Genomic DNA, 11,949 nt, shown 5'->3' with positions numbered 1-11,949 from the left:
ACGTCAGTTCGGGATAAGATATAGATGAAATAGTAATAGATAAAAGGATTGTCAAAAAGGAGTGCCTGCAGTATTTATATTTTTAAACAAAAAAACAAACTACAGGCATGAAAAAAGATATCACAGAATTATATAGTTTTATAGATGATTTTTGTAAAATTTATTTGGAGTATGAACAGAGAAAGTTATTACCATCAAATAAGCAAAGAAATCGCTGTTGTAGCATGAGTCTAAGTGAAATGTTAACAATAATAATTATGTTTCATACATCCTATGCTAAGAATTTTAAATTTTTCTATAAAAGTTATATAGAGTGCATGCATAAGGATGATTTTCCCAAAGCCTTGAGTTATAATAGATTTGTTGAATTAATGGCACGATTATTCATACCGCTAAATATGTTGATTCATTTGTTGTTTGGTGAGGAAACAGGTATTTATTTTATTGACTCTACAACGATTAAAGCTTGTCACAATAAAAGGCGTTATAGCAATAAAGTTTTTAAAGGATTAGCCAAACATAGTAAATCCTCTATGGGGTATTTTTATGGTTTTAAATTACATGTAATAATCAATAATAAAGGGGAGTTTATGGCATTAAAAGTGACCAAAGGCAATGTAGATGATAGGGTTCCAGTACCGGAGTTAACAAAAAGATTAACTGGAATTATAGCAGCTGATAAAGGTTATATTAAGCAAAATTTGTTCTTAAATTTATATGAAAGAGGCTTAAAAATGATTCATGGAATTAAGAAGAATATGGAAAATAAATTAATGGATTTGAAAGAAAAAATCTTACTTCGAAAGCGTAACTTAATTGAAACAGTTTTTGATTATCTAAAAAATAAAATGAACCTTGAACATACTAGACATAGATCACCAATAAATGCCTTTGTCCATATATTATCTACTCTTGTTGCTTACTCATTAAAGAAAAATAAACCTTCAACAAAATTTGATTTTAATCTACATGTTCACAATATCCTTATCCCGAATTGACGTATCTTGTAAGAATTTAATATGTTTTTCTACACTGTTTTTATCAATACCATCAATACTATGATGTAGTCTTTTCTTTTCATTGCTAAGCATTAATACTAAATCTTCTCGTCTTTGCTGATATCTCTTCAAATTCTCTGATTCAATAAGGTGGTCCCCTTTGTCTAGACAAAAATTTAGATAAATAGAGATATAATTCACAAAAATTAAATTGTTGTTTTTATACAATATTTTTTTCAAAATATACACATTCTGGAGTTTTATAATCCAAAGCTTGATGCATCCTTTGTCTATTATAAAAGTCCATATATTCGTTAATTGCTGTCTTTGCCTCCTTTACTGTTGTTAAAATAATCCGATAAATTTTTTCCTGTTTTAATGATCGCCAAAAACGTTCAATAAAAATATTATCTAAGGCTCGTCCCTTACCATCCATACTAATCAAGATATTATGTAGCTTTAGCATACTAATAAAATTCTCCGAGGTAAATTGTACTCCTTGATCAGTATTAAATATTTTTGGCATACCATATTTTTCTATAGTATAATGGTTCCAATATTTTGGACAGAAAAATAAGAAAAATGAGATAGAATTCTTTAGCAAACAAGGAGAGCTAGAGATGAAAAAACAAGTAAGGCAATATAGTGCTGAGGAGAAAGCCAAAATTGTCATAGAAGCAATTAAGGGAGAGCTAACAATAGCCCAGATAACCAGTAAGTATGGTGTTCATGCAACACAGATCAGTAACTGGAAAAAACAAGGTCTTGAGTTGTTAGTACAAGGTTTTAAGAATAAAACACAGAGTGCTGATCCAAATCAGCAGGGGTTAATCAAGAATCTATATGAGCAAATTGGTCAGTTAAGCGTTGAGTGTGACTGGCTCAAAAAAAAATCTGCATTGTTTGGAATTAAAGGTTAGGTGTAATATGATAGAGCCTAATCATAATAAGTTAACAATTGTACAACAGTGTAAGTTATTGGATATTAGCAGGTCAACCTATTACTATCAACCTACTGGTATTAGTGAACAAGATATCAAGATTATGGCAATAATTGATGAGACCTATACTATGCATCCATATTATGGTATGCGGCGGATGGCTAAATATTTACAAGCCCAAGGTTTTTCGGTAGGTCGTAAAGCTGTTAGACGTTACTACAAGATAATGGGTCTTGAAGCTGTTTATCCTAAAATAAATTTAAGCAAGAGGAATCAAGTGCATAAAATATATCCTTATTTACTAAAAGGATTAGAAATAGTATTGCCAAACCAGGTTTGGAGTGCAGATATAACGTATATAAGACTGAGCCAAGGGTTCGTATATTTAGTAGCTATTATTGACTGGTATAGTCGTTATATTCTAAGTTGGCGAATCTCCATTAGTTTGGAAAGTGAATTTTGTGTAACAGCCCTTGAAGACGCTATAGAAAAATATGGTATGCCAAAAATATTTAATACTGATCAAGGAGTACAATTTACCTCGGAGAATTTTATTAGTATGCTAAAGCTACATAATATCTTGATTAGTATGGATGGTAAGGGACGAGCCTTAGATAATATTTTTATTGAACGTTTTTGGCGATCATTAAAACAGGAAAAAATTTATCGGATTATTTTAACAACAGTAAAGGAGGCAAAGACAGCAATTAACGAATATATGGACTTTTATAATAGACAAAGGATGCATCAAGCTTTGGATTATAAAACTCCAGAATGTGTATATTTTGAAAAAAATATTGTATAAAAACAACAATTTAATTTTTGTGAATTATATCTCTATTTATCTAAATTTTTGTCTAGACAAAGGGGACCACCTTAGGTTATCCTCACAGGATAAGGGCAAGAGATTTAACAATCTCATGCATTTATTTAATGAAGAAGCACTTACCAAATGTTACCAAGAGCTTGATGTAAATAGAGCGGTGGGAACAGATGGTATGGACAAATCGAGCTATAGCTTAAACCTTACAGAAAATATCAGAGAATTGGTTAAGAAACTAAAGAACATGGTATATAAACCAGGGAATATACTAGAGGTAAAGATACCAAAGGAAGGAAGCCCGGGTAAGTATAGGACTTTAGGGATTAGCAATTTTGAAGATAAGCTTTGCCAAAAGATGATGAAGAAGGTACTTGAAAATATCTATGAGCCATTATTCCTTAAGTGTTCCTACGGTTTCAGGGCAGGGATTGGATGTCATGATGCAGTAGGGAGCTTTCTAAACATCTTTATGAAAATGAGGTTGAGAGCATAATAGACTTAGACTTAGCGAACTTTTTTTGGTACATTGGATAGGAAGATATTGATCGAAATATTACGGGAGAAGGTTCAGGATGAGAGGCTAATTAGGTATTTAATCCGTATGTTTAAGGCGGGAGTATTATCTGATGGAGAGTTAACTATCCTAGAAGAAGGGGTAATTGCAGGAAGTATTGTAAGCCCCATACTTGCGAATATATTTGCTCACTATGTACTAGATGAATGGATTAAAAAAGTAGTAACCCAGCATTGCAGTGGTACGGTAGAATTATTTCGCTACTGTGACGATGCAGTGATATGCTGTAGATATGAAGAGGATGCAAAGAAGATTAAAGTAGTTCTTGTGAAACGACTTGAAAAGTACAAACTTAAACTTAATGAAGAAAAGACCAAATTGGTCAGATTTTCAAAGAACCAGTTGTCTCGAGGCATAAAACAGGAGTCCTTTGATTTTCTAGGATTTACCTTTTATCTGGGAAAGTCTAGGAATGGTAGAATAATACCTAAGTTAAAGAGCAGTGGAAAAAGGATAAGCACCAAGTTAAAGAAAGTTAATGATTGGTGTAAAGGCATTAGAAACAAATACAAACGGAAGTGTAATATAGTGAATTATTAAGCAGCATTTAGTACCGCAGTTTTCCATTTGCTAGACCAATCATTACTATGGATTATAGATCTTAATTGCAAAATAGGATTTAACCCCTCTCTAGACCATCTCATGTGTTGCTGCCCTTTACATCTTTGATTGATTAAACTCTCAACAGTTGATTCAGCAAGATTACTAGTAAAGATCAGCCCTTGATCCTTCCTTGTTGAGTAATCCACAATTTTATCTTTATTATTATCAACATATTGGGATAATTTTTTAATCCTATCATGATGCTGTTCTTCTTTTGTCAGTGCTAATATTTCTTTAAATCTTATCATCGCCTTCTCCACATCTCCTCTCCATAAATGCCACTTGATATGCATCAGATCTTCTTTTAGCCTTTTTGGTAACGATATATTCTCAAATTTCATACCCAAATGAAACCAATCTAAAATATAAGTTATTTTAGCACACAAAGGCTCTAGTGCCTTTGCTATATTCCAGCAATTTGCCGCCCCATCACATAGTGCGGTAATATGTGTTTTTGGGCTTAAGCCTTGTTTCAATGCTGCAATAATAGTAGAACTTATAATTTGTTTTTGACGATCATCCTTAATTGACGCTGCACAATTCTTACTTATAATATAATTCCTGGTATCTTGACTATTTGATTTTATAGATTCTGGTTTGTAAACTACAGCCACCATAGCCTCCATACTACGTTGATCCTCTGTTGTCTTTATATGTCCTCCATCTACATTTAATATTAGTTCAACAGCATCTTCAGTAATGAGCATTTCCTTCTCATCAGCATTGATATCTTCAATAGCATTGCCAACTGATTCTGTAACTTGTTTAATACGATTATGATTATTAATTTGCCGATCTTTACCAGAAAATAATTCAAATAATTTCTCTCCTTCTCTAAAACTATGTGTAGCACCTAGTGTAGCTTGTATTTTTTTTAAATCACCAGAAATTACTCCCTGCAATAACGTGCGGACGGTAGAGTGCGTTTCATATCCGCAATTATGGCATTTAAATCTCTGTATTACAATGTTATGATCAGTGAAAACATCGTGAAAAGTAGATTTATTTACACCAGTCTTATGCATTTTAATTTTACACTTAGGGCAAGTAACTTTTGTTAGTTTATGGATTAATTGAATCTTTTCCTGCAAAACTATATCCTGTACTCCTTGAATTAAAGCAATTTGATTATCCAAACCTATGGAAAAATCTAGACAATTACTTGGTTCGTTAAGCTCGCCATTAAGTACTTCTACTCTTGAAATTGTTGTAGTGGGTTGCTTATGATCATACGATTCATATATTATTCTATATCTTCTTGTTGTCATCCTATTACTCATAGTTGCTAATAATGACATTATTGTATCGCCTTTTTATAACAATGTCAACTCACTATATTACACTTCCGTAGTCACCAATGGTAGCGAATATGTTGCAAATTAGTTTAGTTGAGAAAAAAGAAGAAACTATGTCAACTAAATAAAAATTGGTAATTGATAAATATTGCGAGTAAAGAATAGTAACAATAAAGAGAACGAAAGTTAAAGAGTTAATGAATAAGTATTCTGAATAAAATCCGTAATTATGTCGAGGCTCTAGAAGCCGTGGGAATGAGAGGTCACTCAAGGATATTTATAAGAATGCAGAAACCATTATGGCACTCGATGCCGAATATATGACCGCTTCCTTTGTGGCTCTATTTTTTTATTTTCTTTGTTGACAAATTCACTCGTCCATATATGACAATTAAATCAGCAAAGCATTAGCCACAAACTTAGTTAATGTAGGCGGCAAGAATGATGTTAATTCTTTATTGACTTCATCAATATTCTCTATTTTATTACCATCTCGGCTTAAGGTCATCTCACCAGAAGTAACATGCTGCATAACAAGTTCAATGATTTGCTTGTGGTCATTATTACCGTTCATATATCGTAGAGCAAACTTCTCAAAAAGATTAATAGCTACCACTTCATATCTTTGGTTTGTTACCCACATATTAGATGTATGAGTTACCTGATATGAAATAAGCTTTGATGCTTTAGGTTTATCAAGATTTACTTCTTTCCTATTATTCTGTAAGGTGATATTAATATATCCTTGCAACACTAACTTCATGGCATTAGCTAAAAATTCAGCCTTTATTTCATTCAGTTTTGCTCCTTGCAGTTTTTTATTACTACTAACAGCAATTTTATCAAAACTCATCGGATTATTGATATTCTCAGAGAAAGTATAGAGTATCGCTTTCATATAAGGAGAAGATGTTGATAAATTATTATCCTTATTACCATTATGAAAAAACTTGGCGACTTCAGATGAATTAAGGTCTATATCAACAAGAGGCTTTTCTGGCACTATATTAAATGTCATATTAAATTTAGTAATATCCTCATTTTTGATAGCTCTATTTAATTTAATATTATTGTGACAAAGTAAGGTTGACCTAAATCGACGATTGGTAATGAAGTCCATATATTGTTCTATTCTAACAATATCATTTATTGCTTGTAATTTCTCTACCACTTTTGCCGGCATATTTCCTAGATACATGGTGGAAATATTACAATCAGACAAATACTGTAAATTATTTTTTTTAGCCTCATCCATAAATTCATAAAAATAATATTGTACATTATCTTCTTCTAAATGGTCATGACGCAAATAATGGTCATTTTGTTTGGCAAGCAAACTAGCTTCATTTTGTAACACTTGAGAATAAGGCGATTTAGAAGATTCCAAACTATCATTAACGAATTCAAGTAATAACCTAGATTGAGTAATTTTATCTTGAATGTTATTAAAGGCATTTGAGTGATAAAGCATCATATCTCTTATAGTACGAATCATATTCCAGCCAGGTAGTGTATTATAACTAATATACATGACGCCGTTATCTGATAAATTTTTATTACCTATCTCAAAAATCTTATCCTGGACAATTTTTGGCACCCAAGAGATTACTCCATGACAAATTATATAATCAAATTTACCAAATGATTCATCAATATCCATAATAGAATAATGTCGGAATTCTATATTTTTAAGTTCTAATCCTTCTTTATGTTTATTAGCTTCATCTATTTGTACTTTAGATAGATCAACTCCAACAAAATGTGCTTTAGGATAATTAACAGCATGAGGTATTAAATTACCACCTGCAGCACACCCTAACTCTAAAACCCTTGCAGTCTCAACTGCTGGTGATTGCATACCAAATAACACAGCAAGTGTTTGTAGATGGTACGGGGATGTTAAGGCATATGAATAACTCTCATAAGGCAATTCATCGTATGTATTCTGAGATGTTGAGGCAAGCTCTAAATTAGCAGTCATATGTTCTCCACACTAAAATTTAAATGTATTATATACTAAAAAGTTTCATGCACTAATAGTCTTTTTACATTAAATTGGTAATTTATAAGTAAATCCTATACCAAATTCTCCAACCCCTATGGTTTTTTTGATAGGAATTGCTGGGATAAATTTCTGAGTTTGCATATCCAAAGTATCATAATTAATCTTTATGGAATGAGCAGCTTGTAATTTTACTGCTATATCAACGCTAAAATTACTAGATAAATCCTTAGAAAGCCCAAGACCTACTTGCCAAGCAAAATAATTACTATCAGTGGTTCTAATTTCAAAATATTCTACATCCATTAATTTCCAGCGAGAAGAAGCGGAACTAACTTTTACCTGAGCAATTCCAGCACCTAATATGACAAAAGGAGTCATTTCTTTAATTTTGTCAAAATCATATACAATATTAAGCATATATAAATTGGAAATTATCTTAGTGGCACCTGCAGTTTGTGGTACAATTAAACCGGCAACCTCTTGTTTGGGTAAAACATAATTTAGCCGGTATTGTGAATGATGTGTTGCTGAAAACTCAATAGCCATTTGCGGATAAAAGCTGTAACCAATCTTACCGCTATACATCTTAGACCTTTTTAAGGTAAAGTCAGTACCCGAATCATGGCGAAATTTTTTTACCACCGGCTGTACTATTCCGGCTTCCGTCCCAATATAAAAAAAACTCTGATCAGCCTCAAGATTAACATCATCTGCCTGAGCATTGGTAAAAAACAAGGAACCTATATAAATAGTAGATAATATTTTTGCTAATTTATTCATTATAATTTTATGCTTATTGAAAGCGTGCATTATATAAGTATCCACTGATAGGTCAATATAAAAGATTTTTATCTATTAACCCGAATTCTGGATTAAAAAATTCATAAGAACCTTGATATGCAAGGCTTGCATCGTAGTAAAGCATAATAAAATTGATAATTTACTTACCTTACGCATAACTCCGTGGCAATTTAAAAATTACAGAAAAGTACAAATTATAATGGTTCCAATATTTTGGACAGAAAAATAAGAAAAATGAGATAGAATTCTTTAGCAAACAAGGAGAGCTAGAGATGAAAAAACAAGTAAGGCAATATAGTGCTGAGGAGAAAGCCAAAATTGTCATAGAAGCAATTAAGGGAGAGCTAACAATAGCCCAGATAACCAGTAAGTATGGTGTTCATGCAACACAGATCAGTAACTGGAAAAAACAAGGTCTTGAGTTGTTAGTACAAGGTTTTAAGAATAAAACACAGAGTGCTGATCCAAATCAGCAGGGGTTAATCAAGAATCTATATGAGCAAATTGGTCAGTTAAGCGTTGAGTGTGACTGGCTCAAAAAAAAATCTGCATTGTTTGGAATTAAAGGTTAGGTGTAATACCAATTGCAATAATTAACGCAGTGGTGTAAAATGGGTTTTTAACTGATAAAGGTACTCAAATGGCTAGGTTAATATTACCACAAGGTTTTCATGGTCATGATTTTATAAAAATGATGAAACATGAGCCGCATGGTCGAAATCGTATACGTTTATTGGCGATGTATCACCTTCAATTAGGCAAATCTTTAAAAGCCATATCTGAAATAGTGAAGTCACACTGGAAAACTGTGCAATCATGGCTCAGAAGATTTAGGAATCATGGTTTTGAAGGATTATTTGAATCACAAAGAAGCGGCGCCCCTAGGAAGATTAACACTATACAAGAGTCTGCTCTTTTTGATAAAATCAATACGCTCAGTGAAAGTAAAACTGGTGGGTATATAACTGGAAAGGAGCTACATATCATGTTACTTGAGGAATATGGTGCTAAATGCGCTTTAAAAACAGTCTACAATACTATGCACCGCCTTGGTTTTAGCTGGATTACTTCTCGTTCAATGCATCCAAAGTCAAATCAAGAGACTCAAAATACATATAAAAAAACTTCCCAGACATGTTAACAAAATTATTACCAAAAAATATCGATAGATGTAAAGTTGATATATGGTCTCAGGATGAAACTCGAGTTGGGCAACAAGGTAGCTTAACTCGTATATGGGCTAAGCGTGGCACTAGACCCCGTAAAGTTCGGCAACAGCAATTCATTTCAACATATATTTATGGAGCTGCTTGCCATGATACAGGAGAAGCTTTTGCATTAATTTTACCATATGCAAACACACAGGCAATGAATAAATTCTTAGAAGAGCTTTCTCGCAGTATTCAAGGCAACCGACATATAGCTTTACTAACGGATAATGCAGGTTGGCACACAGCCAAAAAACTAACTGTGCCAAGCAATATCACTTTGATACCGCTTCCGCCCTATGCACCGGAACTTAATGCAATGGAACAAGTTTGGGAATGGATCAAAAATCATTTCTTGTCTAACCAATGTTATGGTGTATATGAAGATATCGTCACTATGGCTTGTTACGCTTGGAATCAATTTGCTCATAATGTAGATTTAGTAAAATCAATTATGTATAGAGACTGGATAAACACACCGTGTTAATTATTGCAATTGGTATAATATGATAGAGCCTAATCATAATAAGTTAACAATTGTACAACAGTGTAAGTTATTGGATATTAGCAGGTCAACCTATTACTATCAACCTACTGGTATTAGTGAACAAGATATCAAGATTATGGCAATAATTGATGAGACCTATACTATGCATCCATATTATGGTATGCGGCGGATGGCTAAATATTTACAAGCCCAAGGTTTTTCGGTAGGTCGTAAAGCTGTTAGACGTTACTACAAGATAATGGGTCTTGAAGCTGTTTATCCTAAAATAAATTTAAGCAAGAGGAATCAAGCGCATAAAATATATCCTTATTTACTAAAAGGATTAGAAATAGTATTGCCAAACCAGGTTTGGAGTGCAGATATAACGTATATAAGACTGAGCCAAGGGTTCGTATATTTAGTAGCTATTATTGACTGGTATAGTCGTTATATTCTAAGTTGGCGAATCTCCATTAGTTTGGAAAGTGAATTTTGTGTAACAGCCCTTGAAGACGCTATAGAAAAATATGGTATGCCAAAAATATTTAATACTGATCAAGGAGTACAATTTACCTCGGAGAATTTTATTAGTATGCTAAAGCTACATAATATTTTGATTAGTATGGATGGTAAGGGACGAGCCTTAGATAATATTTTTATTGAACGTTTTTAGCGATCATTAAAACAGGAAAAAATTTATCGGATTATTCTAACAACAGTAAAGGAGGCAAAGACAGCAATTAACGAATATATGGACTTTTATAATAGACAAAGGATACATCAAGCTTTGGATTATAAAACTCCAGAATGTGTATATTTTGAAAAAAATATTGTATAAAAACAACAATTTAATTTTTGTGAATTATATCTCTATTTATCTAAATTTTTGTCTAGACAAAGGGGACCACCTTAGTTGAGTCAATCATTTAATTTGTGTAAGTTCATTTTTTATTTTCCAATAAATCATATTTAAAATCTCCACAAAGTATTTCAAATTGATTTAAAGCTAAAGACCAATCTTTAATAGGCATGGTCCATTTTTTGGCTGCATTTTGTAGGGATAAAAATATTATTTTTTGAATTGACTTATCATCTGGAAACACCCCCTTATTTTTGATAATTTTTCTAATTTGACGATTTACAGATTCTATAGTGTTAGTAGTATAAATTACCTTTCTGTTCTCTTCAGGAAAGGCAAAAAACGGTATTATCCCAGACCAATTACGTTGCCAAATATCAGAAATTACCGGATATTTTTTATCCCATTTTACACCAAATTGCTGAAGTTTTAAACGTGCCATTTCGTCATTATTAGCTGTATAAATTTGTTTTAGATCTGATGTGACCTCTTTTAAATCTTTATATGACACATACTTTACTGAATTGCGAACCATATGTACAATACATAATTGTACTATAGTACTCGGGAATACACTGCTTATAGCTTCTGGAAAGCCCTTTAAACCCCACACAAGCAACATAAATTTGTTCAATTCCTCGATTCTTTAACTCAGTAACTACTTGCATCCAAAATTTAGCACCTTCATTTTTGCCTATCCAAATGCCAAGTAACTCCTTTTTCCCTTCTATATTTACAGCAAGTGCTAAATATACTGCTTTATTTATTACTATGTGATTGTCTCTAGATTTTACATAGATACAGTCCAAGTATAATATTGGATACACCCTATCTAAACAACGATTTTGCCACCTAGTTACTTCTTCTATTACCCCATCTGTTATGGTGGATATCAAGTCACCAGATACATCAGTTTGATATATTTCTTCTAAATGCCCTCGGATCTCGCTGACTGTCATACCGCGACCATAAAGGGATATCACTTTCTCATCAAATCCATTAAATCTCCTCAGCCCTTTTGGTATTAATTGAGGATTATACTCTCCTTCCCGATCTCTTGGTACTTCTACTGTCAGCTTACGACCATCCCCATCAATTACTGTCTTCTCATAGCTACCATTACGACTATTATTATCTACTTTTGCCATCTTGCTATGTTTTGAATATCCTAATTCATGATCCAACTCACTTGCTAATATTTTATCAACTATTTGCTTCTTTAGCTGTTGAAATAAACCATCTCGACCAAATAACTCCGATGGATCTGCTTTTGATAATAATTCTTCTACTAGCTGATTACTGATGTTTAATGTATCTTTATCTGTATCTAATTTTTTAGCCATAATTCCTCCTTG

General features: G+C 32.5%; 13 protein-coding genes and 3 pseudogenes. 10 read left to right on the top strand and 6 right to left on the bottom strand.

Annotated elements, in window-relative coordinates; translation table 11 throughout:
* Positions 1-107: 107 nt before the first annotated feature.
* Positions 108-998 (top strand): IS982 family transposase, encoded by an 891-nt coding sequence (locus tag NBW66_RS00760; protein ID WP_250310582.1) that lies wholly within the window; start codon positions 108-110, stop codon positions 996-998.
* Here NBW66_RS00760 and NBW66_RS00755 read toward each other — a convergent pair.
* Both NBW66_RS00755 and NBW66_RS00750 read right to left on the bottom strand, forming a co-directional pair.
* On the bottom strand, positions 966-1,199 hold the full coding sequence (locus tag NBW66_RS00755; RefSeq protein ID WP_250311449.1) for a hypothetical protein: 234 nt from the start codon (positions 1,197-1,199) through the stop codon (positions 966-968). The genes NBW66_RS00760 and NBW66_RS00755 overlap by 33 nt on opposite strands.
* Positions 1,200-1,218: 19 nt before the next feature.
* Positions 1,219-1,602: an integrase core domain-containing protein gene (locus tag NBW66_RS00750; RefSeq protein WP_250311448.1), complete on the bottom strand. Its 384-nt coding sequence runs from the start codon at positions 1,600-1,602 to the stop codon at positions 1,219-1,221.
* A gap of 16 nt (positions 1,603-1,618) precedes the next feature.
* On the opposite strand from NBW66_RS00750, the gene NBW66_RS15145 reads away from it, so the two are divergent.
* From NBW66_RS15145 to NBW66_RS00735, 4 genes are read left to right on the top strand one after another with little or no spacing between them, the layout of a single operon-like run.
* Positions 1,619-1,918, top strand: coding sequence for a transposase (locus NBW66_RS15145; protein WP_094649795.1), 300 nt, complete (start codon positions 1,619-1,621; stop codon positions 1,916-1,918).
* Positions 1,919-1,925: 7 nt separating this feature from the next.
* Complete coding sequence (locus tag NBW66_RS00740) at positions 1,926-2,744, top strand: IS3 family transposase (protein ID WP_250310686.1); 819 nt, start codon at positions 1,926-1,928, stop codon at positions 2,742-2,744.
* Between the two features lie 19 nt (positions 2,745-2,763).
* The gene (locus NBW66_RS14765) at positions 2,764-3,255 is read left to right on the top strand and encodes a reverse transcriptase domain-containing protein (RefSeq protein ID WP_348539284.1); all 492 of its coding nucleotides are present in this window, start codon (positions 2,764-2,766) and stop codon (positions 3,253-3,255) included.
* Positions 3,256-3,288: 33 nt separating this feature from the next.
* On the top strand, positions 3,289-3,876 hold the full coding sequence (locus NBW66_RS00735) for a reverse transcriptase domain-containing protein (protein WP_348539283.1): 588 nt from the start codon (positions 3,289-3,291) through the stop codon (positions 3,874-3,876).
* On the opposite strand, the gene NBW66_RS00730 is transcribed toward NBW66_RS00735, so the two are convergent.
* From NBW66_RS00730 to NBW66_RS00720, 3 genes and pseudogenes are all read right to left on the bottom strand, one after another.
* Positions 3,873-5,237, bottom strand: a complete 1,365-nt coding sequence (locus NBW66_RS00730) for a UPF0236 family transposase-like protein (RefSeq protein WP_250311117.1) — start codon at positions 5,235-5,237, stop codon at positions 3,873-3,875. The two genes, NBW66_RS00735 and NBW66_RS00730, sit on opposite strands and share 4 nt — an antisense overlap.
* 388 nt (positions 5,238-5,625) lie before the next feature.
* Positions 5,626-7,194 (bottom strand): annotated as a pseudogene (locus tag NBW66_RS00725) (methyltransferase regulatory domain-containing protein); the annotation flags it as partial.
* A gap of 90 nt (positions 7,195-7,284) precedes the next feature.
* The gene (locus tag NBW66_RS00720; RefSeq protein WP_250311447.1) at positions 7,285-8,019 is read right to left on the bottom strand and encodes an outer membrane beta-barrel protein; all 735 of its coding nucleotides are present in this window, start codon (positions 8,017-8,019) and stop codon (positions 7,285-7,287) included.
* A gap of 293 nt (positions 8,020-8,312) precedes the next feature.
* On the opposite strand from NBW66_RS00720, the gene NBW66_RS00715 reads away from it, so the two are divergent.
* The 5 genes and pseudogenes from NBW66_RS00715 to NBW66_RS14820 all read left to right on the top strand — a co-directional run.
* Positions 8,313-8,612 (top strand): transposase, encoded by a 300-nt coding sequence (locus NBW66_RS00715; protein WP_094649795.1) that lies wholly within the window; start codon positions 8,313-8,315, stop codon positions 8,610-8,612.
* Positions 8,613-8,680: 68 nt separating this feature from the next.
* Positions 8,681-9,181 carry a helix-turn-helix domain-containing protein gene (locus NBW66_RS00710; RefSeq protein ID WP_250310542.1) on the top strand — a complete coding sequence of 167 codons (501 nt, stop codon included), beginning with the start codon at positions 8,681-8,683 and terminating at the stop codon, positions 9,179-9,181.
* Positions 9,175-9,735 (top strand): IS630 family transposase, encoded by a 561-nt coding sequence (locus NBW66_RS00705; protein ID WP_250310543.1) that lies wholly within the window; start codon positions 9,175-9,177, stop codon positions 9,733-9,735. Before NBW66_RS00710 ends, NBW66_RS00705 begins: the two co-directional genes overlap by 7 nt.
* Positions 9,736-9,754: 19 nt before the next feature.
* Positions 9,755-10,408 (top strand): IS3 family transposase, encoded by a 654-nt coding sequence (locus NBW66_RS00700; RefSeq protein WP_250311446.1) that lies wholly within the window; start codon positions 9,755-9,757, stop codon positions 10,406-10,408.
* A gap of 15 nt (positions 10,409-10,423) precedes the next feature.
* A pseudogene (locus NBW66_RS14820) lies at positions 10,424-10,573 on the top strand (IS3 family transposase); the annotation flags it as partial.
* Between the two features lie 103 nt (positions 10,574-10,676).
* Here the strand turns inward: NBW66_RS14820 and NBW66_RS00695 are convergent.
* Positions 10,677-11,937 (bottom strand): annotated as a pseudogene (locus NBW66_RS00695) (IS256 family transposase).
* Between the last annotated feature and the right edge of the window lie 12 nt (positions 11,938-11,949).

Origin of the sequence: Rickettsia endosymbiont of Oedothorax gibbosus (assembly GCF_936269705.1) — a bacterium.
Classification (GTDB): Bacteria; Pseudomonadota; Alphaproteobacteria; order Rickettsiales; family Rickettsiaceae; genus Tisiphia.
This window is presented reverse-complemented; position numbering and strand designations above follow the sequence as displayed.

Excerpts from the sequence above, each read along its gene's own strand:
- NBW66_RS00730 (WP_250311117.1), bottom strand. The coding sequence starts at position 5,237 with ATGTCATTATTAGCAACTATGAGTAATAGGATGACAACAAGAAGATAT.
- NBW66_RS00715 (WP_094649795.1), top strand. The coding sequence starts at position 8,313 with ATGAAAAAACAAGTAAGGCAATATAGTGCTGAGGAGAAAGCCAAAATT.
- NBW66_RS00710 (WP_250310542.1), top strand. The coding sequence starts at position 8,681 with ATGGCTAGGTTAATATTACCACAAGGTTTTCATGGTCATGATTTTATA.
- NBW66_RS15145 (WP_094649795.1), top strand. The coding sequence starts at position 1,619 with ATGAAAAAACAAGTAAGGCAATATAGTGCTGAGGAGAAAGCCAAAATT.
- NBW66_RS00705 (WP_250310543.1), top strand. The coding sequence starts at position 9,175 with ATGTTAACAAAATTATTACCAAAAAATATCGATAGATGTAAAGTTGAT.
- NBW66_RS00760 (WP_250310582.1), top strand. The coding sequence starts at position 108 with ATGAAAAAAGATATCACAGAATTATATAGTTTTATAGATGATTTTTGT.
- NBW66_RS00720 (WP_250311447.1), bottom strand. The coding sequence starts at position 8,019 with ATGAATAAATTAGCAAAAATATTATCTACTATTTATATAGGTTCCTTG.
- NBW66_RS00740 (WP_250310686.1), top strand. The coding sequence starts at position 1,926 with ATGATAGAGCCTAATCATAATAAGTTAACAATTGTACAACAGTGTAAG.
- NBW66_RS00700 (WP_250311446.1), top strand. The coding sequence starts at position 9,755 with ATGATAGAGCCTAATCATAATAAGTTAACAATTGTACAACAGTGTAAG.